Origin of the sequence: Streptomyces sp. AcH 505 (assembly GCF_000818175.1) — a bacterium.
In the GTDB taxonomy this organism is placed as follows: Bacteria; Actinomycetota; Actinomycetes; order Streptomycetales; family Streptomycetaceae; genus Streptomyces.
Genome location: NZ_JTIY01000001.1, coordinates 5,360,411 through 5,381,453, shown reverse-complemented (window position 1 = coordinate 5,381,453; position 21,043 = coordinate 5,360,411). Strand labels below are relative to the sequence as shown.

The following is a 21,043-nucleotide window of genomic DNA, read 5'->3' as shown; positions in this document are numbered from 1 at the left end:
GCTCTCGCGCGCCCCTGCTGAGGGCCACAGATCGGCGAGATCCACCCGCCGGTCGCGCAGTTCGTGCGCCGGTACGCCGAGGACGGCGGGCGCCGTGCCCGGCGCGAAGCGCACGCCGGTGAAGCGGGAGCCGCCAAGCCCGTCGCCGGTGTGCGCGTGGGTGTCGGGCCCCGCGACGAGCAGCCTGCCGTCGGCCCACAGCAGGTCCATGCAGCCGTCGGGGAGCACCGGATAGGGCGCCGTGGCCGCACGGTCCGGCACGGTCTTCGTCCAGACGACGGCGCCCTCCAGCAGCCGCGACGTCCACTCCCGGTACATACCGATCAGGCTAACGCCCCGCTCAGTGCTTGTGGTTCTTGTGCCGTGGGGCGTGCAGCCGGGACCGTACCCGGGACTTCACGTCGTCCGGCGGCAGGAAGCGCGACCAGCGTTCCGGGAACTCCGACGGCATGTCGGGGTCGGCGCCGGCCTCCTCGTCGGCCGGGGGGCCAGCGGCGGCGGCGCGGGCCATCAACTCGGCGGCGTGGGCGGCCCGCAGACGTTCGTTGGACGCGCGGGCGGCGGCCGTGGCGAGGGACGGCCAGACCCGGTCGATGGCCGCGTTGACTGCGGCGCCGACCAGGACGGCGAAGGCGGAGATACCGATCCACAACAGCACGGCGATGGGCGCGGCCAGCGAGCCGTAGATCGTCGGGCCCTCCACCGTGCTGGTGAGGTAGATCCGCAGCAGGAAACTGCCGAGCACCCAGATGGCGAGCGCGACCAGCGCACCCGGGACGTCCTCCAGCCACGCGGAACGGGCCGGCACCGACACGTGGTAGAGCGTGGTGAGGAAGGCGATGGACAGCAGGCTGACCACGGGCCAGTAGAGGATGCTGACGACTTCCGTGCCGCCGGGCACGAACTCGACCACCCTGTCGGGTCCCACGACGGCGAGCGGCAGCACCACCGAGCCGATGACCAGGGCGGCGAGGTAGAGCAGGAAGGCGAGCAGCCGGGTCGCCACGATGCCGCGCCTGCCGTCGAGCCCGTACATCACGGTGATCGTGTCGACGAAGACGTTGACCGCGCGCGACCCCGACCACAGGGCGATGGCGAAGCCGATGGAGATGACATCGGGCCGGCCGCCGTGGTTGATGTCCGCCAGCAGCGGCTTGGCGATCTGGTTCACGCCGCGGTCGGAGAGGACCGTGCCGACCGCCGAGAGGATGCTCTTCTCCAGCGAGGCGACCGTCGTGGTGTTGGTCCAGTCGTCCACGTACCCCAACAGGCCGATCATGCCGAGGAGCAGCGGCGGCAGCGAGAGCAGCGTGAAGAACGCCGCCTCGGCGGCGAGCCCCAGGATGCGGTACTCCATGCAGGAGTTGACCGTGTCCTTCAGCAGCAGCCACGCCATCTTCCGCTTCGAGACGTTGCGGTAGAGCACTCGGGCCCGGTGGAGCCGCCCCGATGGCCGCTCGGGTGTTTCTTTTGCTGCCTGCACATCCTTACCGTAGCCGTATGGCAGCCACCACTCACACAGTGACCAACCAGGTCCCGCCCCTGGTGGGGTACGACGTATTCGCCGCCGACCGGGCGCTGGCCGAGGCCGTCGGGCGCCATCTCGCGCCGGACCTCCTCGACACGGCCGAGGAGGAGCTGACGACGCTCGGTCTCGCCGCGGGATCGGCGCAGGCGCAGCAGTGGGCGACGCAGGCCAACGAGAACCCGCCGAAGCTGCGCACCCACGACAGGTACGGCAACAGAATCGACGAGGTCGACTTCCATCCGGCCTGGCACCGGCTGCTCGGGCACGCGGTGACGGCCGGTCTGACGGACGCCTGGGGCAGGCCGGGCGGCCACCTGCGGCGCGCGGCCGGGTTCCTCGTGTGGTCACAGGCCGAGGCGGGCCACGGCTGCCCGGTGTCGATGACGCACGCGGCCGTGCCGGCGCTGCGCACCGATCCCGCGCTCGCGGCGGAGTGGGAGCCGAAGCTCCTCTCGCACAGCTACGAGCCCGACTTGCTGCCCGCCGGGCAGAAGCCGGGGGTGCTCTTCGGGATGGGCATGACGGAGAAGCAGGGCGGCAGCGACGTACGGGCCAACACGACGGCCGCCCGGCCGCTGGACGCGGCGGGCGAGTATCTGCTCACCGGGCACAAGTGGTTCTGTTCCGCGCCGATGTCCGACGGGTTCCTGGTGCTGGCGCAGGCGCCGGAGGGGCTGACGTGCTTCCTGCTGCCGCGGGTGCTGCCCGACGGGGAGCGCAACACGTTCCGGATCCAGCGGCTCAAGGACAAGCTGGGCAACCGCTCGAACGCGTCGGGCGAGGTCGAGTTCGACGACACGTGGGCGCGCCGGGTCGGCGACGAGGGGCGCGGGGTGCGCACCATCATCGAGATGGTGGCGGCGACCCGGCTCGACTGCGTGCTCGGGGGCGCGGCGCTGATGCGGCAGGCCGTGGCGCAGGCGGTGCACCACGCGACGTACCGCACCGCGTTCGGGGGCGAGTTGGTCGACAAGCCGCTGATGCGCAACGTCCTGGCCGATCTGGCGCTGGAATCGGAGGCGGCGACGACGCTCGCGATGCGGCTCGCCTCGGCGTACGACCGGTCGTACGGCTCGACGGGCAGCGTCGAGGCCGGGCAGGAGCGGGCGTTCCTGCGGCTGGCCGTGCCGATCGCCAAGTACTGGGTGACGAAGCGAACGACGCCGCTGGTCGCGGAGGCCCTGGAGTGTCTGGGCGGCAACGGCTACGTGGAGGAGTCCGGCATGCCGCGGCTGCTGCGCGAGGCGCCGCTCAACTCGATCTGGGAGGGCTCGGGCAATGTGCAGGCGCTCGACGTGCTGCGGGCGTTGCAGCGTGAACCGGAGGCGGTGAACGCGTTCCTGACGGAGGTGGGCAAGGCGCGCGGCGCCGACCACCGGCTCGACGGGGCGATCAAGGACCTGCTGACGGAACTGGCCGATCTGAACGGGATCGAGACAAGGGCGCGCAGGCTGGTGGAGCGGATGGCGCTGGTGCTCCAGGGGTCGCTGCTGGTGCGCTGGGCGCCGCCGCAGGTGGCCGACGCGTTCTGCGCCTCACGGCTCGGCGGGGACTGGGGCGCGGCCTTCGGCACCCTGCCGTACGGGCTCGATCTGGCCCCCGTGGTGGAGCGGGCGCGGCCCGTCGCGCCGTGACGCGGGGCGCCGGAGCATGACGTACGACGTCAGAGGTGGTGCTGCGCCGACACGGCACCACCTCCGACTTGTTGTCACCTTCGTGCACATGTCCCTGGTCCGCCAGGGTTGCAAGGCGTTGCAGGAATTGGCCAACTGACCCTCCGTCCGGATTTCGGAGCGGCACGATGGGCACATGGTGCCGCGCCGACCGTGAGGACCGGGAGCCCGATGAAGGACGTACCGCTCGACCTGTCCCGGCTGACCGCCCTGGACAGTGCCCAGGCCACCCGTCTGCTCCATCAGACCCGGGACGCGGCGCTCGCCGGTGAGCGTCCCGCCGTCGCGCCACGACCGCTGATCGACGCGTCGTGGCAGCGGATGTCACGGCTCGGGGTCAGCCCGCAGCAGTCCCTCGGCGGGGTTCCGCTGGAGCGTGAGGAGCTGGAGCACCGCAGGCGTACGTCGGAGCTGGGCGAGCTGATGCGCACGCTCAGCGCCGAACTCACCACCCTGGTCGACGTGGCGCAGCAGATCATGGTCGTCTCGGACGACGCGGGCCGGGTGCTGTGGCGCGAGGGCAGCCTCGGTGTGCTGCGCAGGGCCAGCGGTATCCGGCTTGAGGAGGGCACCACGTGGTCGGAGGGCGCCACGGGGACCAACGCGATCGGTACGGCGCTGGCGATCCGCCGGCCCGTACAGGTCCACTCGGGCGAGCATTTCGTGCGGACGCTGCACTCGTGGACCTGTGCGGCGGCCCCGGTGCACGACCCGCGGGACGGGCGGCTGCTCGGGGTGGTCGACGTGAGCGGTCCCGCCACCGGTTTCCATCCGACGACGCTGGGTCTGGTGACGTCCGTCGCGCGGCTCGCGGAGAGCGAGATGCGCGAAGGGCACCGGCGCGCCGTCGAGCGGCTGCGGTCGGTGGCCGCGCCGATCCTGTGCCGGGTGGGCGGCCGGGCCATGGCCGTCGACCGGCACGGCTGGACGGCGGCGGTCACCGGTATGCCGCCGACGGACCGGGTGCCGCTGCCGAAGTCGCTGCGGGCCGGCCGGATCTGGCATCCGGCGTTCGGGACGTGCACGGTCGAGCCGCTGCCCGGCGGCTGGCTGCTGCGGATCGACGAGGGGCCGGGGCCCGGCGAAACGGCGCAGCCGAGCCGGGTGGTCCTGGACCTGAGCCGGCCGCACAGCTGGACCGTCGCGGTGTCCGGGCCCGCCGGCAGCTGGACGCAGGAGCTGACTCCGCGCCATGCCGAGCTGCTGTACGTCCTGGCCACGCACCGGGAGGGACGCACGGCAGCGGAGCTGGCGTCGGACGTGTTCGGCGACCCGACCCGCACGGTGACGGTGCGGGCCGAGATGTCACGAGTGCGGCGCCATCTCTCGGGGGTGCTGGCGCACCGTCCGTACCGGTTCAGCGACGAGGTCGAGGTGGAGGTGGTGCCGCCCTGCGACCCCGCGGGGCTGCTGCCGCACTCGACGGCCCCGGCCGTGCTGGGCGCGCGGCTGCGCGGGGGCGCGTGACGGGAGCGCGGTCCGGCGTGGTTCGCTGGCTCGTATGAGCATCTCTGTGACCACGTGGTCCCTGGAACAGACCTCGCCCGCCGATCTGCGGCCCGCCGCGTCGCCCGGCGGCGATGTCCGGATCGTCAGGTCCGAGGTGCCGTCGCCCGAGTTCAGCCGCTTCCTCTACACGGCGGTCGGCGGGGACGTCCGGTGGACCGACCGGCTCCCGCTGAGCCGGGCGCGGTGGGCGCAGGAGCTGTCCCGGCCGGGGGTGGAGACCTGGGTCGCGTACGAACGGGGCACCCCGGCCGGCTATGTGGAGCTGGCGGCGCAGGACGACGCGGCGGTGGAGATCGTCTACTTCGGGCTGCTCCCGGCCTTCCGCGGCCGGCGCATCGGCGGCCACCTGCTGTCGTACGGGACGGCACGCGCCTGGGATCTCGCCGAGCGGTGGCCCGGCCGGAAGCCGACGGAGCGGGTCTGGCTGCACACCTGCTCGAAGGACGGGCCGTACGCGCGGGAGAACTATCTGCGGCGCGGTTTCACGCTGTTCGACACCAGCGTCGCGGAGGAACCGGACGTGGCGACTCCGGGTCCCTGGCCGGGCGCGTGAGCCTCCCGGGAACCACGGTGATCGGCGGGTAAACTCGGTCGTCACGTGACAGCCGACACATCGTCTCGCAAGATGGGACAGAGTTGTCCATATGCCGGACAATGGTGGACTGCCCGGAGACCCGCGTGACACGCTTCCGTCATGTCGAGAGCTGGAATTGCCTTGGTGAGTCGGCGGCACGTCGATCTCGGCCGCATGTCCAGCGCCATCTGTCGAGTGAGCTGAGAGTCCAGCACCTCCACAGTCCCCGACCCCTTGCCCCTATCGCGCACTGTTTGCGCCCCGCGCGAGTGTGCTGCTCAGAGCCGCCCTCCCGCAGTCTCGAAGGACGTATCCGCCATGGCCGCCACCCCGGAAAAGCCGACGCCCGCAGCCCCGCGCCGCAAAGTGAGCCGTCACCGCGGCGAGGGCCAGTGGGCCATGGGGCACTTCACTCCGCTCAACGCCAACGAGCAGACGAAGAAGGACGACGACGGTCTCAACGTACGGACACGTATTGAGACGATCTACTCCAAGGCCGGGTTCGACTCGATCGACGGCGCCGACCTGCGCGGCCGGATGCGCTGGTGGGGTCTGTACACCCAGCGCAAGCCCGGGATCGACGGCGGCAAGACCGCGATCCTGGAGCCGGAGGAGCTGGACGACAAGTACTTCATGCTGCGGGTCAGGATCGACGGCGGCCGGCTGACCGCGGAACAGCTGCGCACGATCGGCGGGATCTCCGCCGAGTTCGGCCGCGACACCGCCGACATCACCGACCGGCAGAACATCCAGCTGCACTGGATCCGGATCGAGGACGTGCCGGAGATCTGGCGCCGGCTCGAAGCCGTCGGGCTGAAGACCACCGAAGCCTGCGGCGACACGCCCCGGGTGGTCCTCGGCTCGCCCGTCGCCGGCGTGGCAGCCGACGAGATCATCGACGGCAGCTGGGTCATCGACGAGATCAACGAGCGCTTCATCGGCTCCAAGGAGTTCTCGAACCTGCCGCGCAAGTTCAAGACGGCGGTCTCCGGATCGCCGCTGCTGGACGTGGCGCACGAGATCAACGACATCGCCTTCGTCGGCGTCGACCACCCCGAGCACGGCCCCGGCTTCGACCTGTGGGTCGGCGGCGGCCTGTCCACCAACCCCAAGCTCGGCGTGCGGCTCGGCGCCTGGATCCCCGAGCGCGAGGCGCCCGACGTCTGGGCCGGGGTGATCGGGATCTTCCGCGACTACGGCTACCGCAGGCTGCGTACCCGCGCCCGGCTGAAGTTCCTCGTTGCCGACTGGGGCCCGGAGAAGTTCCGCCAGGTCCTGGAGGACGAGTACCTGAAGCGCACGCTCGTCGACGGCCCGGCGCCGCCGCTGCCCGTGCACCGGTGGCGTGACCACGTCGGGGTGCACCGCCAGACCGACGGCCGCTTCTACGTCGGCTTCGCGCCGCGCGTCGGCCGGGTCGACGGGCCCACCCTGACCAAGATCGCCGACCTCGCAGCGGCGCACGGCTCGGACCGGCTGCGGACCACCGTCGAGCAGAAGATGATCGTGCTCGACGTGGCCGAGGACCAGGTCGATTCGCTGGTCGCCGGGCTTGAGGCGCTGGACCTGCAGGTCAACCCCTCGCCCTTCCGGCGCGGCACCATGGCCTGCACCGGCATCGAGTTCTGCAAGCTGGCGATCGTCGAGACGAAGCAGCGCGGCGCCGATCTCATCGACGAACTGGAGCGCAGGCTGCCCGAGTTCGACGAGCCGATCACCATCAACGTCAACGGCTGCCCCAACGCCTGCGCCCGGATCCAGGTCGCCGACATCGGTCTCAAGGGCCAGCTGGTCCTGGACGACAACGGCGACCAGGTCGAGGGCTTCCAGGTCCATCTCGGCGGCGCCCTGGGCCTCGACGCCGGCTTCGGCCGCAAGGTCCGTGGTCTGAAGGTCACTTCGGCCGAGCTGCCCGACTACGTCGAGCGGGTGCTGGGCCGCTACCAGAAGGAGCGCGAGGACGGCGAGCGCTTCGCCACCTGGGCGGCCCGCGCCTCCGCCGAGGCGCTGTCATGAGCGAGCGCGCCGCCCCGTTCTACTGCCCGTACTGCGGCGACGAGGACCTGCGTCCCAGCGAGCAGGGACACGGGTCGTGGGAATGCGCGGCATGCAACCGGGCCTTCCAGTTGAAGTTCCTCGGGCTGCTCGCCCAGGGACTGCGACGGAGTGACGGAGGGGAAGAGATATGACCGCACCGACGGAGACCGACGATCTGAAGGGCCTCGCCGAACAGGCGGGGCGTGATCTGGAGAACGCCACAGCGCTGGAGATCCTCACCTGGGCGGCCGACACCTTCGGCGGCCGGTTCTGTGTGACGTCGTCCATGGAGGACGCGGTCGTCGCCCACCTCGCCTCCCGCGCCAGGCCCGGCGTCGATGTCGTCTTCCTCGACACCGGTTACCACTTCCCCGAGACCATCGGCACCCGGGACGCCGTCGACGCCGTGATGGACGTCAACCTCATCACGCTCACCCCCCGGCAGAGCGTCGCCGAACAGGACGCCGAGTACGGCCCGAAGCTGCACGACCGCGACCCCGACCTGTGCTGCGCGCTGCGCAAGGTCAAACCCCTCGAAGAGGGCCTGGCCGGCTACGCGGCCTGGGCCACGGGACTGCGCCGCGACGAGTCGCCGACCCGCGCCAACACCCCGGTGGTCAGCTGGGACGAGAAGCGGCAGAAGGTGAAGATCGCCCCGATCGCCCGCTGGACGCAGGACGACGTCGACAGCTACGTCGAGGAGCACGGCGTCCTCACCAACCCGCTCCTCACGGACGGTTACGCCTCCGTCGGCTGCGCCCCCTGCACGCGCAGGGTGCTGGCAGGCGAGGACCCCAGGGCGGGCCGCTGGGCCGGCCGGTCGAAGACCGAGTGCGGAATCCACGGATGAGCCAGGAGGGGCAGTTGAGCGGCACGGACCAGGGCGCGACCGTCTGGCTCACCGGTCTGCCGAGCGCCGGCAAGACCACCATCGCGAACGAACTCGCGGGACGGCTGCGCGGCGAGGGCCACCGGGTCGAGGTGCTCGACGGCGACGAGATCCGCGAATTCCTCTCCGCGGGCCTCGGCTTCAGCCGCGAGGACCGGCACACCAACGTGCAGCGGATCGGCTTCGTCGCCCAACTCCTCGCCGCCAACGGGGTGAAGGCGCTGGTGCCGGTGATCGCCCCGTACGCGGACAGCCGCGACGCCGTACGCAAACGGCACGAGGCCCGCTCCGCGGCCTATCTGGAGGTGCATGTGGCCACGCCGGTCGAGGTGTGCTCCGTACGCGACGTGAAGGGCCTGTACGCCAAGCAGGCGGCCGGCGAGATCTCCGGTCTCACCGGGGTCGACGACCCGTACGAGGCGCCGGAATCGCCGGACCTGCGGATCGAGTCGCACACCCAGACCGTGGCGCAGTCCGCGGCGGCCCTGCACGCGCTGCTGACCGAGAGGGGACTCGCATGAGGCCGACCGTCGCGACCGTGGGCGAGGGCACCGACGCCCCGTACGCGCTGAGCCATCTGGACGCCCTGGAGTCCGAGGCGGTGCACATCTTCCGCGAGGTGGCGGGCGAGTTCGAGCGGCCGGTGATCCTCTTCTCCGGCGGCAAGGACTCCATCGTCATGCTGCATCTGGCGCTCAAGGCGTTCACGCCCGCGCCGGTGCCGTTCTCGCTGCTGCACGTGGACACCGGGCACAACTTCCCCGAGGTGCTGGCCTACCGCGACCGTACGGTCGCCGAGCACGGGCTGCGGCTGCATGTCGCCTCCGTACAGGACTACATCGACGCGGGAACGCTGCGCGAGCGCCCCGACGGCACCCGCAACCCGCTGCAGACCGTGCCGCTGACGGAGAAGATCCAGGCCGAGCGGTTCGACGCGGTCTTCGGCGGCGGCCGGCGCGACGAGGAGAAGGCCCGCGCCAAGGAGCGGGTGTTCTCGCTGCGCGACGAGTTCTCCCAGTGGGACCCGCGCCGCCAGCGGCCCGAGCTGTGGCAGCTCTACAACGGCCGGCACGCGGCGGGCGAGCATGTCCGGGTCTTCCCGATCTCCAACTGGACCGAGCTGGACGTGTGGCAGTACATCGCACGGGAGGGCATCGAACTCCCCGAGATCTACTTCGCGCACGAGCGTGAGGTGTTCAGCCGCTCCGGCATGTGGCTGACGGCGGGCGACTGGGGCGGCCCGAAGGACGGCGAGACCGTCGAGCTGCGCCAGGTGCGCTACCGCACGGTGGGCGACATGTCCTGCACGGGCGCCGTCGACTCGGACGCCACCACGCTCGACGCGGTGATCGCCGAGATCGCCGCCTCCCGGCTCACCGAGCGCGGCGCCACCCGCGCCGACGACAAGATGTCCGAGGCCGCGATGGAAGACCGCAAGCGCGAGGGGTACTTCTAACCATGACGAGTACGGGTACGGAGAAGTACGCCGAGCAGCTGGCCACCACCACACTGCTGCGCTTCGCCACGGCGGGCTCCGTCGACGACGGCAAGTCCACCCTGGTGGGCCGGCTGCTGCACGACTCCAAGTCGGTGCTCACCGACCAGCTGGAGGCCGTCGCGCACGCCTCGCGCAACCGCGGCCAGGAGACGCCCGACCTGGCGCTGCTCACCGACGGGCTGCGGGCCGAGCGCGAACAGGGCATCACGATCGACGTGGCGTACCGCTACTTCGCCACGCCCCGGCGGCGGTTCATCCTCGCCGACACCCCGGGCCATGTGCAGTACACCCGCAACATGGTGACCGGCGCCTCCACCGCGGAACTGGCCGTGGTCCTGGTCGACGCGCGCAACGGCGTGGTCGAGCAGACCCGCCGCCACGCGGCCGTGGCCGCGCTGCTGCGAGTGCCGCACGTGGTGCTCGCCGTCAACAAGATGGACCTGGTCGCGTACGCGGAGCCGGTGTTCGCCGCGATAGCCGAGGAGTTCACCGCGTACGCGGCCTCGCTGGGCGTCCCGGAGATCACCGCGATCCCGATCTCGGCGCTCGCCGGCGACAACGTGGTCGAGCCGTCCGCGCACATGGACTGGTACGGCGGCCCCACGGTCCTGGAGCACCTGGAGACGGTGCCGGTCAGCCACGACCTGGCCGACTGCCCCGCGCGCTTCCCCGTCCAGTACGTGATCCGCCCGCAGTCCGCCGAACACCCCGACTACCGCGGCTACGCGGGGCAGATCGCCTCCGGCGTGCTGCGCGTGGGCGACGCGGTGACGGTGCTGCCCTCAGGCCGTACCAGCACCGTCGAGGGCATCGACGCGCTCGGCGAGTCCGTCACGGTCGCCTGGGCCCCGCAGTCGGTGACGGTCCGGCTGGCCGACGACATCGACGTGTCGCGCGGCGACCTGATCGCCCCGACCGCCAGCGCCCCCGGCACCACGCAGGACGTCGAGGCGACGGTGTGCCATGTCGCCGACCGGCCCCTGACGGTGGGCCAGCGGGTGCTGCTCAAGCACACCACCCGTACGGTCAAGGCGATCGTCAAGGACATCCCCTCGCGGCTCACCCTGGACGACCTCTCCCAGCACCCGGCGCCCGGCCAGCTCGTCGCCAACGACATCGGCCGGGTCACGATCCGTACCGCCGAACCGCTCGCGCTCGACGCCTACGCGGACTCGCGCCGTACCGGATCGTTCCTGCTCATCGACCCGGCGGACGGTACGACGCTGACGGCCGGCATGGCCGGCGCCGCGTTCGCCGCCGAGAGCGCCGTGGCGCTCCCCGCCCAGGACGACGAGGGATGGGACTTCTGATGGCCATCGACGTGTACGCGACATTCGCGAAGGAGGGCGGCCGCGTGGGCAGCGGCACGCTCGGCGCGGGGACGGGCGGAGTCTCGCGATGTGCGCGATGACGTACGCGCACCGCTCGCGCGCCCTCAGAAGCTGTCGTCTTACCCAGGCCGGGGCCCGAGGGGCCTGGCACCTCCGCCTCCGGCGTTGTCGTCAGTCGCCGACGCTCCGCGTCGACTCCCTCCTCCGCCTTGGATCCGAAGGCACCAGGCCCCTCGACCTGATCCCAACCGGCGCAAGACAACAGCTTCTCACCCCCCGCACCCTCCGCACGCTCCACCCGTACCGCCGAAGACCTGCCGACTTCCCGGTCTCGCCACCGCCCTGCGCAGCGGCGTAAGTTCCGGGCCAACGAGAGGAACCCCTCCCGTGCCTGCCACCCGTCCCACCTCGCACCGCCGCCTCGCCGTCGCGGCCGCACTGCCGCTGGTCGCCCTGGTCCTCGCGTCCTGCGGCTACGGCTCCGACTCGGACTCCGACAAGGACGCGTCGGCGAAGCCCGCCGCCTCCTCCGGAGCGAAGAAGCTCTCCGCCGACTCCGTGAAGATCGGCTACTTCCCCAACCTCACGCACGCCACCGCGCTCGTCGGTATCGAGCAGGGCATCTTCCAGAAGGAGCTCGGTGCCACGAAGGTGGCGCCCGCCACCTTCAACGCCGGGCCCTCCGAGATCGAGGCGCTCAACGCGGGCAGTGTCGACATCGGCTTCATCGGCCCCTCCCCCGCCGTGAACGGCTACACGGCGACCAAGGGCCAGAGCCTGCGGATCATCGGCGGTTCGGCCTCCGGCGGCGTCGAGCTCGTCGTCAACCCGAAGAAGATCAAGTCCCTGAAGGACGTCAAGGGCAAGAAGATCGCCACCCCGCAGCTGGGCAACACCCAGGACGTGGCGTTCCTCAACTGGATATCGGACCAGGGCTGGAAGGTCGACGCCCAGTCCGGCAAGGGCGACGTCTCCGTCGTCCGCACGGACAACAAGATCACCCCGGACGCCTACAAGTCCGGTTCGATCGACGGCGCCTGGGTGCCCGAGCCGACCGCGTCCAAGCTGGTCGCGGCGGGCGGCAAGATCCTGCTCGACGAGCGTGACCTGTGGCCGGACAAGAAGTTCGTGATCACGAACATCATCGTGAAGCAGTCGTTCCTCAAGGATCACCCGGACGTGGTCGAGGCCGTTCTGCGCGGTTCGGTGAACACCAACAAGTGGATCAACGCCAACCCGGACGCGGCGAAGGCGTCGGCCAACGCGGCGCTGAAGAAGCTGTCCGGCGCCGAGCTGCCCGCCGACGTCATCGACCCGGCGTGGAAGACCATCCAGTTCACCGACGACCCGCTGGCCTCCACGCTGCAGGCCGAGGCCGACCACGCCGTCAAGGCTGGGCTGCTCAAGAAGCCCGACCTGGCGGGCATCTACGACCTGGCGCCGCTCAACAAGATCCTCCAGGCGGCGGGCCGGCCCGCGGTCGACGACGCGGGTCTCGGCGCCAAGTAACCGGCGCGGACCACAGCCCTCTTCCCGTTATCCGCACCGTTCCCAGGAGGTGACGACCTATGGCATCGACCCTCGCCAAGGCCGCCGACAGCGTCCCGGTGGTGGACCACGCCGCCCGGATCGCGCACGTCTCGAAGTCCTTCGCGACGCCCGCGGGGCAGCAGCTCGTCCTCGACGACATCACCCTCGATGTCGCCCCCGGCGAGTTCGTCACCCTCCTGGGGGCTTCGGGCTGTGGCAAGTCCACCCTGCTCAACCTGGTCGCCGGGCTCGACCGGCCGTCCGCGGGGTCCATCGAGACCCCCGGCGGCCGGCCGGCCCTGATGTTCCAGGAGCACGCCCTCTTCCCGTGGCTGACCGCGGGCAAGAACATCGAACTGACCCTGCGGATGCGCGGGGTGGCCAAGCAGGAGCGCCGCGCCGAGGCGGAGCGGCTGCTCGAACTCGTCCGGCTGCCCGGCGCCCACGGCAAGCGGGTGCACGAGCTGTCCGGCGGGATGCGCCAGCGGGTCGCGCTGGCCCGCGCGCTGGCGCAGGACAGCAGGCTGCTGCTGATGGACGAGCCGTTCGCCGCGCTCGACGCCATCACCAGGGACGTCCTGCACGACGAACTGACCAGGATCTGGCGCGAGACGGACGTGTCGGTCCTCTTCGTCACCCACAACGTCCGTGAGGCGGTCCGGCTCGCCGAGCGGGTCGTCCTGCTGTCGTCGCGGCCCGGCCGGGTCGCGCACGAGTGGACCGTCGACATACCGCAGCCGCGCCGTATCGAGGACACGGCGGTCGCCGAGCTGTCCGTCGAGATCACCGAAGAACTTCGTGGGGAGATCCGCCGCCATGGCCAGCACTGAGACGACTCCGCCGAAGGACACCGCGGAGGCGGCGGACGCGGGCGCCGCGCGGGAGCGGGCCGGGGACCTGGCGGGTCTCGAAGCCGGTCTCGACGCGCTGGACGCCGTACAGACCGGCCGGCCGCCGCTGCGCCAGACCCTGGTGACGAAGGTGCTGCCGCCGGCCACCGCGGTCGTGCTGGTGCTGGTGGTGTGGCAGGTCCTGGTGTGGGCCAAGGTCACCGACGACTACAAGCTGCCGCCGCCGTCCGACGTGTGGGACCAGCTGTCCGAGGCGTGGAAGCAGGGCACCCTGCTGGACTACATCTGGACCAGCGTCTCGCGCGGCCTGCTGGGCTTCCTGCTCGCCCTGGTCATCGGCACCCCGCTGGGACTGCTGGTCGCCCGGGTGAAGTTCGTACGGGCCGCGATCGGCCCGATCCTGTCCGGGCTCCAGTCGCTGCCGTCCGTCGCGTGGGTGCCGCCCGCCGTGATCTGGCTCGGTCTGAACGACTCCATGATGTACGCCGTGATCCTCCTCGGCGCCGTCCCCTCCATCGCCAACGGGCTCGTCTCGGGCGTCGACCAGGTCCCGCCGCTGTATCTGCGGGCCGGCCGCACCATCGGCGCGACCGGACTGCGCGGCACCTGGCACATCGTGATGCCGGCCGCGCTGCCCGGCTATCTGGCGGGCCTCAAGCAGGGCTGGGCGTTCTCCTGGCGGTCCCTGATGGCCGCCGAGATCATCGCGTCGTCGCCCGATCTCGGCGTGGGGCTGGGCCAGTTGCTGGAGAACGGCAGGACCAACAGCAGCATGTCGATGGTCTTCCTCGCGATCTTCCTGATCCTGATCGTCGGCATCGCCATCGACCTGCTGATCTTCAGCCCGCTGGAGCGCTACGTCCTGCGCAGCCGCGGCCTCCTCGTGAAAAACTGAGCCCGGTGCACCCTCCTGTTCTGATGATCGTCGCGCACGGCAGCCGCGACCCGCGGCATGCCGCGACCGTGCACGCCCTGGGCGGGCGGCTGCGCTCGCTGCGCCCCGGGCTGCGGGTCGAGACGGCCTTCCTGGAGTTCGGGACGCCGTCGGTGCCCGAGCTGCTGGACCGGCTGGCGCTGGAGGGCGTACGGGACGTGACCGCGCAGCCGCTGCTGCTGACGCGCGCCTTCCACGCGAAGACCGACATCCCCGCCGTGCTGCGCACCGCGTCCGCGCGCCATCCGCTGCTGCGGATCAGGCAGGCCGCCGTGCTCGGTCCCTCGCCGCTGCTGAACCGGGCGCTGGAGCGGCGGCTCTACGAGGCCGGTCTCACCCCCGCGGACAAGCCCACCACCGGGGTCGTGCTGGCCTCGGCCGGCTCCTCCGACCCGGAGGCCGTCGCGGTGATCGCCGGCATCGCGCGGGGGTGGCGGCGCGGCGGCTGGTGCGCCGTGCGGCCCGCGTACGCGTCGGCTTCGGCGCCGCGTACCGAGGACGCGGTGCGCGAGCTGCGCGCGGCGGGGGTGCGGCGGATCGCCGTCGCCCCGTATGTGATCGCCCCTGGTTTCCTGCCGGACCGTATCGCCGCCGGCGCGCGGGCGGGCGGCGCGGACGTGCTGGCCGAGGTGCTGGGCCCGGCCCCTGAGGTGGCGCGGCTGCTGCTGCGGCGCTACGACGAGGCGGCGGCGGCGGCCCTGGCGCCGGCCGGGGTCGGCGCCGGGCTCACGGCCTGAGCGTGCCGGTGCGGGTCCGCTTCAGCTCGAAGAAGTCGGGCTGATCGGCGAGGAGCCGGACGCTGTCGAAGATCCTGGCGGCTTCGGCGCCGCGCGGGGCCTCGTTGAAGACCGGGCCGAACCAGACGTTCCCGTCGATGTGGATCGTGGGCGTCCCCACGTAGCCCCCGGCGGCCGGGTCCTGGCCCGCCTCGTGGCTGCGGCGTACGGCGTCGTCGTACGCGGGGTCTGCTGCGGCGCCGGCGAGGGAGGCGGGCAGGCCGAGTTCGGCGAGCGAGTCGGCGACGACGGCGTCGAACTTCCCCGCGTACTCGTCCTCGCGCTGATGGATCCGGCTGCCGAAGGCGGTGTACAGATCGCGCAGGACGGCGTCGCCGTGCTGTTCGGCCGCGGCGACGGCGACCCGGACGGGGCCGACGGAGCGGTCGACCAGGTCGCGGTACCAGTCGGGGAGTTCGTTGCCGACGTTGTGCAGGTACAGGCTCATCACGTGGAAGCGGAGGTCGACGGGGCGCTCCCGCTCGACCTCCAGCATCCAGCGGGAGGTGATCCAGGCGAAGGGGCAGGCAGGGTCGAAGTAGAAGTCGACGGCCGCCGGTGTCTCCGGTCTCGCTGGGGTGCTCATGGCACCGAGATTAGCGACCGGCCGGCCCCGGACCACGGGCCATTCCCGTCTTGGTCCACTGGGCCATTCGCATGGGTCGGGCGGCTCAGGTCAGGGTGTCCAGCGCGGGTCACGGCCGCTGGCCGCGAGTGCCCGGTCGAAGGTCCCCGCGGTCGCCGGGAGTTCCACGGGCTCGGCGAAGCCGTCGTACTTCCGGTACATCTCGGCGTTCTCCGTGACGGTGCCGAGGATGAACGCGGCGGTCTCCTCGGAGAGCCGGAACTCCTGACCGGTGGCGCGTGCCAGCTCCCAGCCGTGCAGGGCCAGTTCCAGCGTCATGAGCGCGGCGACGGCCGGCGCGGGCATCGCCCCGGGTCCCTCCCCGATCTCGCCCTCCCAGACGGCGGGATCGGCCCAGGCGGCGACGGCGCGGTCCAGCGCCGTCACGTACTGCTCGGCCCAGTCGGCGTCGGCTGCGAAGTCGCGGGTGGTCATCTCCTCGGGCAGCTCGGTGCGCAGGGCGCGGTGTTCGAGGCCGTGGGAGGTGTAGGGCACCAGGTGGTTGATCAGGGCCCTGAGGTCCCACTCCGCGCTGGGGGTGGGCGCCGCCAGCTGTCCGGCGGGTACGTGACGTGCGATGCGGGCGGCCTCGGCGGCGCACTCCCGCAGAGGCGGATATCCGGTGTTCATGCGCCCACCGTAGGCAGCGCTCCGGCCGGGGGTCTTGAAGAAAGGCGACAGCGCGTGGCGCCGGTCAGCCCGCGGCGTCGAGGAGCGCGGCCACCTCGGCGAGCGTCATCGAACCGGCCGGGCGGTGCCCGTCGGCGAAGCTGTCGGCGAGGCGCTGCAAGGTCTCGTTCACCGGCGTGGGCACGCCGTGCAGCCGCCCCAGCAGGACGATCTCGCCGTTGAGGTAGTCGGACTCGATGGATCCGGTGCCACGGCTCAGGCTCTGCCACGACGAACCGCCGCCGCGCGGCGCGCCCGGCAGCGGCACGACGTCCACCCGGTCGGCGCGCAGCTCCTCCTGCTCCGCCTCGTCGGCGTACGCGATGCCGGCGGCGTCGAGAACCGCGGTCCCCTCGGCCCTGGCCCGGTCGACGAGGACGCGCGCCTCGGGGCTGACCAGCGGTCCGGCGACCGCCTCGACGGCGTTGGCGAGATTGGCGAGCAGCTTGGCGTACTTCCACCGCATGACATCGGGGACGACCGGCGCGAGCAAGGTGGACTTCTCCAGGTCGGCGGCGATCCGCCGGAGCGTGTCGTCGGCGCCGGCGGGGTAGCGGCCGAGGTTCAGGATGCCGGTGTACGGGGTGCAGGGGGCGGCGACCACACCCGGCTCGACGAGGGACGACGGGAGCCATACGCACATGCCGTACACCCGGCGGAACCGGCGCAGGGCCAGCCGCTCGCCCTCGACCCCGTTCTGCGCGCAGATCAGCGGAAGCGACTCCCCCGCCGTACTGTCCCCGACGGCCCGCAGCGACCAGGCGTCCAGCGCGGCGACGCTGTCCTGGGTCTTGACGGCCAGCAGCAGCACGTCGTCCGGGCGCAGCTCGATCTCGTCGGGGCCGCCGACGACGGGCAGCGCGTGGGTCCTGGTCCCGTCGGGCGTGACGAGCCGCAGCCCGTGCTCCCGCAGCGCGTCCCGGTGGGCGCCGCGTGCCACGAGCACGACATCGTGCCCGGCCTGGGCGAGCCGGCCGCCGATACTGCCGCCGACCGCCCCCGCCCCGATGACGATGTAGCGCATCTCGACTCCAGAGGATCAATGAAAATCCAGCATATGCCGCTCCCGTGAGAGAGAGTTGAGCCGGCTGACGGGCCACCGCGCACCGGGGATCAGGAGGAGGGGCCGATGGATCAGATCGACACCAGCACGCCGCATTCGGCACGGGTCTGGAATTACTGGCTCGGCGGCAAGGACAACTACGAGGTCGACCGCGAGCTGGGCGCGAAACTGGCCGAGTCGCTGCCCGAGATCATCGACATCGCACGCGCCTCCCGGCAGTTCCAGGCGCGGGCGGTGCGGTATCTGGCCGGGGTGGCGGGGGTACGCCAGTTCTTGGACGTCGGTACGGGTCTGCCGACCGCCAACGCGACGCACGAGGTCGCCCAGGGCGTCGTGCCGTCGGCCCGGGTGGTCTACGTCGACAACGACCCGATCGTGCTGGCGCACGCCCGCGCGCTGCTGACCAGCCGGCCCGAGGGCGCAACCGACTATGTGCACGCCGATCTGACGGATGCCGCGGCCGTGCTGCGGGAGGCGGCCCGGACGCTGGATCTGGCGCAGCCGGTCGCGGTGATGGTGCTCTCGACGCTGGGACACGTGGCCGACGCGGGTGAGGCGGCGGCGCTGCTGCGCGGCTATCTGGACCCGCTGCCGTCCGGCAGCTATCTGATGCTGTGCGACACGATCGCCACACCGGAGACGCTGGCCGGCTCGGACGAGTACGCCGAGGGCGGCGCCGTGCCGTACGTGTCGCGCCCGCAGGAGGTGCTGGGCTCGTTCGCCGACGGGCTGGATCTCGTGGAGCCCGGCTTCGGCTCGATCAGCCTGTGGCGCCCCGACGAGCCGTTCACCGGTACGCCGGTCAACCAGTGGGGCTTCGTCGCGGCCAAGCCGTAAGCCCTGCCCTAGGTCGTGTCGTCAACGTCCCGTCTGGGTGGCGGGTTGTGGCACGCACGCTCGCGGCGTTGTCGCCGGGTCCGTACGGCCCGGGAGGGACCGTACGGACCCGGCGACCGGTCGTTCAGGAGGTCGCGGGGGCCCCGGTGACCGCGAGGACCCACTGGTCCAGCTCCGGACGCCAGTAGCGGGCCACGTTCAGCCGCGTCGGCTTCGGCTCGCCGGGCAGCTGGAACCTGAGCGAGCTCCAGAGCGCGTTGCGGTCCACGCCGCTGACCAGCCGCGCCGCCTCGTCGCGCGGTATCGCCACCACCAGCTCCTTGGGACGCGAGCTCATCCGGCCGGCCTTGTGGAACACCACGGCCTGCTCGGTGACGGTGACGAAGTAGTACTTCACGAAGAGCTGGGCTATCAGGCCGAAAGCGTTCGTCAGCCACGGGCTGGGGCCTGTGATGGTGTGGATCGTGGCGATCGGGCGGTCGCCCGGGTTGATCTGCGCTATCGCCTGCGCGACCTGTTCCTGCATCGTGGACTTCCGGATGGCCATGTGTGCCCCGTTCCTTGGTGGTTGAGCGGCTTGAATTGTTCGGTCAGCGCCGCAGCGTACCGCTCGGTGCGGTACCGGCACGGCCCGGGTCCACGCGGTGCGCGGGCTGTCGGGCGGCGCGGGTAGCATCGGACGTGTGCGACGGTGCCGGGCACCGTCGCCGGCCGATTCGGAGCGGCCGCCGGGTGCACCCCCCTGGCAAGCCGCTCCACCACCCCCGTGTTGTGCCCCCACCCCCGGCACCGGCCCTTCCGCCGGGACGTTTCCCGGCGGGTCCGTCGTCGACGATGAGGAGCACCCACGTATGACCAGCCGTCCGGCCACTGTGGTGAAAGCGGTCGACATCGATGTCGTCCGACAGGGGAATCTGCTGCTGGACTCGGTCTCGATGACCGTGCGCAGCGGCGAGCACTGGGCGCTGCTGGGCGCCAACGGCGCGGGCAAGAGCACCCTGCTGGGGATGCTCGGGGCGGTGACGCACCCGACCCGTGGCACGGTCGAGGTGCTGGGCGAGCGGCTCGGCCGGGTCGATCTGCGCGATCTGCGGACGCTGCTCGGCCATGTCAACCCGCGCCATCCGCTGCGTTCGCCGCTGCGGGTCCACGATGTCGTGCTGACCGGTCTGACGAACTCCGTCGAGCCGGTGCCCCGCTGGGTCCCGGAGTCGGCCGAGCGGGCGCGGGCGACGCGGCTGCTGGCCATGCTGGGGATGGCGGGCAAGGAGGACGCGCGCTGGCCGACGCTCTCGCAGGGCGAGCGTGGCCGCACCCTCATCGCCCGCGCGCTGATGCCCCGGCCCCGGCTGTTGCTGCTGGACGAGCCGGCGACCGGCCTGGATCTCGCGGCCCGTGAGCAGTTGCTGACCAGTCTGGACACCTTGCGGCTGGAACACCCGGAGCTGGCGACGGTGCTGGTCACCCACCATCTGGAGGAGCTGCCCGGCTCCACGACGCACGCGATGCTGCTGCGGGCCGGGCAGTGTGTCGCATCCGGCCCCGCCGACGAGGTGCTGACCACGGACCGGGTGAGCAAGTGCTTCGACCATCCGGTGCGGATCACCCGTACGGACGGGCGGTGGACGGCGCGGGCCGAACGGGCTGCGCCCGCGGGCCGGATCAGTCCCCCGGAGTCTCGTCCGGAGTGAACTCGGTGCCCTGGTGGAAGTAGAGCAGCCAGTCGGGCCCGGTCAGCCGCCACAGGGAACTGCGGTGTGCGCGGCGCCCGTTGACGTTCGCGTCGAAGGTCACCAGGACGACACCGGGGCTGAGTTCGACCGCCTTCATCCGGGACACGGTGGGCGGGGCCGCCGCCGAGCCCCTGGCTCTGAGTTCGGTGATCAGCGTCTCCCGGTTCCAGGCCCTGCCGGACGAACCGAACGACCTGAAGTCGGGGTGGAGCAGTTCGCCGAGCCGGGTGGGGGACGTGAAGACCGCCGGGTCGAGGAAGCGCAGTTCGGACTCGATGACGGCGGAGGCGGCGGCGGTGGAGGCAGGGGTGGTGGAGGCAGGGGTGGTGGAGGCAGGGGTGGATGCGGGGTCAGCCACGGGTCAGCTCCACCAGCTTGGCGACGGTGTTCCAGTTGCGGCTGGTGGCGACGAGGCCCTTGAACAGGGCGGGCCTGGCGAGCGCTTCGGCGAGCTTGGAGCGGCCGACGCCGTTCGGGGCGTACAGGTACAGCGCCCGGTCGCCGAGCCGGAACTCCTCGGGGAGGAAGGCGCCCTGGTCGAGCGAGGCGACCCGGTCGGGGCCCACGGGGGCGGAGAAGTACGTGACGTGCAGCTGTTTCCCCTCCAGTTCGGCGGCGGGGAAGGGGCACGCGTCGGCGACGGCGCGCAGATAGCCGCCGCTGCGCACGAGGCAGTCGACGGCGAAGCCGAACCGGGTCTCGACGGCAGACTCCAGCTCGGCGCGCAGGGCCTCCTCGTCGTCCGATTCGCTGGTGAAGACGGCGTTGCCGCTCTGCAGATGCGTGACGACATCGCTGTGCCCCAGCTCCGCGATGAGGTCGCGGAGGTCGGGCATCGGCACTCTTCGGTGCCCGCTCACATTGATACCGCGCAACAGCGCCGCGTACGTCGTGGTCATGGGGCCCACGATAGGACGGGCGCAGCGCCCGGAGGGCCAGGCACGAGCGATCGGACGCGGGGCGGCCGACGGCGGGCCGGCCGACCG

The 21,043-nt window shown here is 71.7% G+C and carries 23 protein-coding genes; 15 read left to right on the top strand and 8 right to left on the bottom strand.

From position 1 onward, the window contains the following. Together HY68_RS44035 and HY68_RS24200 are read right to left on the bottom strand one after the other, a co-directional pair. Window positions 1-318: DUF6597 domain-containing transcriptional factor (locus HY68_RS44035; RefSeq protein ID WP_347560579.1), on the bottom strand; the 318-nt coding region annotated here is incomplete at its 3' end. 22 nt (window positions 319-340) lie between these two features. After that, window positions 341-1,483, bottom strand: a complete 1,143-nt coding sequence (locus tag HY68_RS24200; RefSeq protein WP_078863752.1) for a YihY/virulence factor BrkB family protein — start codon at window positions 1,481-1,483, stop codon at window positions 341-343. A 17-nt stretch (window positions 1,484-1,500) separates the two neighbouring features. Between HY68_RS24200 and HY68_RS24195 the strand changes: the two genes are divergently transcribed. The 13 genes from HY68_RS24195 (at window position 1,501) to HY68_RS24140 (ending at window position 15,091) form a co-directional block, all read left to right on the top strand. Next, a complete protein-coding gene (locus HY68_RS24195) occupies window positions 1,501-3,162 on the top strand; it encodes an acyl-CoA dehydrogenase family protein (RefSeq protein ID WP_041992184.1) in 1,662 nt (553 codons plus the stop codon). A 210-nt stretch (window positions 3,163-3,372) separates the two neighbouring features. After that, window positions 3,373-4,668 carry a helix-turn-helix domain-containing protein gene (locus HY68_RS24190; RefSeq protein WP_041992181.1) on the top strand — a complete coding sequence of 432 codons (1,296 nt, stop codon included), beginning with the start codon at window positions 3,373-3,375 and terminating at the stop codon, window positions 4,666-4,668. A gap of 34 nt (window positions 4,669-4,702) precedes the next feature. Then, window positions 4,703-5,263, top strand: coding sequence for a GNAT family N-acetyltransferase (locus HY68_RS24185; RefSeq protein WP_041992178.1), 561 nt, complete (start codon window positions 4,703-4,705; stop codon window positions 5,261-5,263). 339 nt (window positions 5,264-5,602) lie between these two features. Continuing rightward, on the top strand, window positions 5,603-7,300 hold the full coding sequence (locus HY68_RS24180) for a nitrite/sulfite reductase (RefSeq protein ID WP_041992175.1): 1,698 nt from the start codon (window positions 5,603-5,605) through the stop codon (window positions 7,298-7,300). Then, a complete protein-coding gene (locus HY68_RS44030; protein ID WP_198533330.1) occupies window positions 7,297-7,473 on the top strand; it encodes a hypothetical protein in 177 nt (58 codons plus the stop codon). The genes HY68_RS24180 and HY68_RS44030 overlap by 4 nt, the downstream gene beginning before the upstream one ends. Then, entirely contained in the window at window positions 7,470-8,171 is a 702-nt protein-coding gene (locus HY68_RS24175) for a phosphoadenylyl-sulfate reductase (RefSeq protein WP_041992171.1), read from the top strand. The genes HY68_RS44030 and HY68_RS24175 overlap by 4 nt, the downstream gene beginning before the upstream one ends. 14 nt (window positions 8,172-8,185) lie before the next feature. After that, on the top strand, window positions 8,186-8,731 hold the full coding sequence (cysC, locus tag HY68_RS24170; protein ID WP_041997005.1) for an adenylyl-sulfate kinase: 546 nt from the start codon (window positions 8,186-8,188) through the stop codon (window positions 8,729-8,731). Continuing rightward, window positions 8,728-9,666: a sulfate adenylyltransferase subunit CysD gene (gene cysD, locus HY68_RS24165; RefSeq protein WP_041992168.1), complete on the top strand. Its 939-nt coding sequence runs from the start codon at window positions 8,728-8,730 to the stop codon at window positions 9,664-9,666. Before cysC ends, cysD begins: the two co-directional genes overlap by 4 nt. Before the next feature lie 2 nt (window positions 9,667-9,668). Continuing rightward, on the top strand, window positions 9,669-11,018 hold the full coding sequence (locus tag HY68_RS24160) for a GTP-binding protein (protein WP_041992166.1): 1,350 nt from the start codon (window positions 9,669-9,671) through the stop codon (window positions 11,016-11,018). A 408-nt stretch (window positions 11,019-11,426) separates the two neighbouring features. After that, complete coding sequence (locus tag HY68_RS24155; RefSeq protein WP_041992164.1) at window positions 11,427-12,548, top strand: ABC transporter substrate-binding protein; 1,122 nt, start codon at window positions 11,427-11,429, stop codon at window positions 12,546-12,548. A gap of 59 nt (window positions 12,549-12,607) precedes the next feature. After that, window positions 12,608-13,399 carry an ABC transporter ATP-binding protein gene (locus HY68_RS24150; RefSeq protein WP_041992161.1) on the top strand — a complete coding sequence of 264 codons (792 nt, stop codon included), beginning with the start codon at window positions 12,608-12,610 and terminating at the stop codon, window positions 13,397-13,399. Beyond that, the gene (locus HY68_RS24145; protein ID WP_041992158.1) at window positions 13,386-14,315 is read left to right on the top strand and encodes an ABC transporter permease; all 930 of its coding nucleotides are present in this window, start codon (window positions 13,386-13,388) and stop codon (window positions 14,313-14,315) included. The genes HY68_RS24150 and HY68_RS24145 overlap by 14 nt, the downstream gene beginning before the upstream one ends. Window positions 14,316-14,320: 5 nt before the next feature. Continuing rightward, entirely contained in the window at window positions 14,321-15,091 is a 771-nt protein-coding gene (locus tag HY68_RS24140; protein WP_241778666.1) for a sirohydrochlorin chelatase, read from the top strand. Here HY68_RS24140 and HY68_RS24135 read toward each other — a convergent pair. The 3 genes from HY68_RS24135 to HY68_RS24125 form a co-directional block, all read right to left on the bottom strand. Then, complete coding sequence (locus tag HY68_RS24135; RefSeq protein ID WP_041992153.1) at window positions 15,081-15,716, bottom strand: DsbA family protein; 636 nt, start codon at window positions 15,714-15,716, stop codon at window positions 15,081-15,083. The two genes, HY68_RS24140 and HY68_RS24135, sit on opposite strands and share 11 nt — an antisense overlap. A gap of 90 nt (window positions 15,717-15,806) precedes the next feature. Continuing rightward, a complete protein-coding gene (locus HY68_RS24130) occupies window positions 15,807-16,385 on the bottom strand; it encodes a TIGR03086 family metal-binding protein (RefSeq protein ID WP_041992150.1) in 579 nt (192 codons plus the stop codon). 64 nt (window positions 16,386-16,449) lie between these two features. Continuing rightward, the gene (locus HY68_RS24125; protein ID WP_041992146.1) at window positions 16,450-17,448 is read right to left on the bottom strand and encodes a 2-dehydropantoate 2-reductase N-terminal domain-containing protein; all 999 of its coding nucleotides are present in this window, start codon (window positions 17,446-17,448) and stop codon (window positions 16,450-16,452) included. A gap of 105 nt (window positions 17,449-17,553) precedes the next feature. On the opposite strand from HY68_RS24125, the gene HY68_RS24120 reads away from it, so the two are divergent. Beyond that, a complete protein-coding gene (locus HY68_RS24120; protein ID WP_041992143.1) occupies window positions 17,554-18,324 on the top strand; it encodes an SAM-dependent methyltransferase in 771 nt (256 codons plus the stop codon). 124 nt (window positions 18,325-18,448) lie between these two features. On the opposite strand, the gene HY68_RS24115 is transcribed toward HY68_RS24120, so the two are convergent. After that, a complete protein-coding gene (locus HY68_RS24115; RefSeq protein ID WP_052457163.1) occupies window positions 18,449-18,871 on the bottom strand; it encodes a hypothetical protein in 423 nt (140 codons plus the stop codon). Between the two features lie 304 nt (window positions 18,872-19,175). On the opposite strand from HY68_RS24115, the gene HY68_RS24110 reads away from it, so the two are divergent. Continuing rightward, complete coding sequence (locus HY68_RS24110; protein ID WP_041992140.1) at window positions 19,176-20,015, top strand: ATP-binding cassette domain-containing protein; 840 nt, start codon at window positions 19,176-19,178, stop codon at window positions 20,013-20,015. Here the strand turns inward: HY68_RS24110 and HY68_RS24105 are convergent. Together HY68_RS24105 and HY68_RS24100 are read right to left on the bottom strand one after the other, a co-directional pair. Continuing rightward, on the bottom strand, window positions 19,987-20,415 hold the full coding sequence (locus HY68_RS24105; RefSeq protein WP_041992137.1) for a nuclear transport factor 2 family protein: 429 nt from the start codon (window positions 20,413-20,415) through the stop codon (window positions 19,987-19,989). The two genes, HY68_RS24110 and HY68_RS24105, sit on opposite strands and share 29 nt — an antisense overlap. After that, complete coding sequence (locus HY68_RS24100) at window positions 20,408-20,956, bottom strand: DUF1697 domain-containing protein (RefSeq protein ID WP_041992134.1); 549 nt, start codon at window positions 20,954-20,956, stop codon at window positions 20,408-20,410. Before HY68_RS24100 ends, HY68_RS24105 begins: the two co-directional genes overlap by 8 nt. Window positions 20,957-21,043 lie beyond the last annotated feature (87 nt).

What these genes read in the sequence shown, in the direction of transcription:
- HY68_RS24195 (WP_041992184.1), top strand. Translation starts at nt 1,501, where the DNA reads ATGGCAGCCACCACTCACACAGTGACCAACCAGGTCCCGCCCCTGGTG.
- HY68_RS24190 (WP_041992181.1), top strand. Translation starts at nt 3,373, where the DNA reads ATGAAGGACGTACCGCTCGACCTGTCCCGGCTGACCGCCCTGGACAGT.
- HY68_RS24185 (WP_041992178.1), top strand. Translation starts at nt 4,703, where the DNA reads ATGAGCATCTCTGTGACCACGTGGTCCCTGGAACAGACCTCGCCCGCC.
- HY68_RS24180 (WP_041992175.1), top strand. Translation starts at nt 5,603, where the DNA reads ATGGCCGCCACCCCGGAAAAGCCGACGCCCGCAGCCCCGCGCCGCAAA.
- HY68_RS44030 (WP_198533330.1), top strand. Translation starts at nt 7,297, where the DNA reads ATGAGCGAGCGCGCCGCCCCGTTCTACTGCCCGTACTGCGGCGACGAG.
- HY68_RS24175 (WP_041992171.1), top strand. Translation starts at nt 7,470, where the DNA reads ATGACCGCACCGACGGAGACCGACGATCTGAAGGGCCTCGCCGAACAG.
- cysD (WP_041992168.1), top strand. Translation starts at nt 8,728, where the DNA reads ATGAGGCCGACCGTCGCGACCGTGGGCGAGGGCACCGACGCCCCGTAC.
- HY68_RS24160 (WP_041992166.1), top strand. Translation starts at nt 9,669, where the DNA reads ATGACGAGTACGGGTACGGAGAAGTACGCCGAGCAGCTGGCCACCACC.
- HY68_RS24150 (WP_041992161.1), top strand. Translation starts at nt 12,608, where the DNA reads ATGGCATCGACCCTCGCCAAGGCCGCCGACAGCGTCCCGGTGGTGGAC.
- HY68_RS24145 (WP_041992158.1), top strand. Translation starts at nt 13,386, where the DNA reads ATGGCCAGCACTGAGACGACTCCGCCGAAGGACACCGCGGAGGCGGCG.
- HY68_RS24135 (WP_041992153.1), bottom strand. Translation starts at nt 15,716, where the DNA reads ATGAGCACCCCAGCGAGACCGGAGACACCGGCGGCCGTCGACTTCTAC.
- HY68_RS24130 (WP_041992150.1), bottom strand. Translation starts at nt 16,385, where the DNA reads ATGAACACCGGATATCCGCCTCTGCGGGAGTGCGCCGCCGAGGCCGCC.
- HY68_RS24125 (WP_041992146.1), bottom strand. Translation starts at nt 17,448, where the DNA reads ATGCGCTACATCGTCATCGGGGCGGGGGCGGTCGGCGGCAGTATCGGC.
- HY68_RS24120 (WP_041992143.1), top strand. Translation starts at nt 17,554, where the DNA reads ATGGATCAGATCGACACCAGCACGCCGCATTCGGCACGGGTCTGGAAT.
- HY68_RS24115 (WP_052457163.1), bottom strand. Translation starts at nt 18,871, where the DNA reads ATGGCCATCCGGAAGTCCACGATGCAGGAACAGGTCGCGCAGGCGATA.
- HY68_RS24110 (WP_041992140.1), top strand. Translation starts at nt 19,176, where the DNA reads ATGACCAGCCGTCCGGCCACTGTGGTGAAAGCGGTCGACATCGATGTC.
- HY68_RS24100 (WP_041992134.1), bottom strand. Translation starts at nt 20,956, where the DNA reads ATGACCACGACGTACGCGGCGCTGTTGCGCGGTATCAATGTGAGCGGG.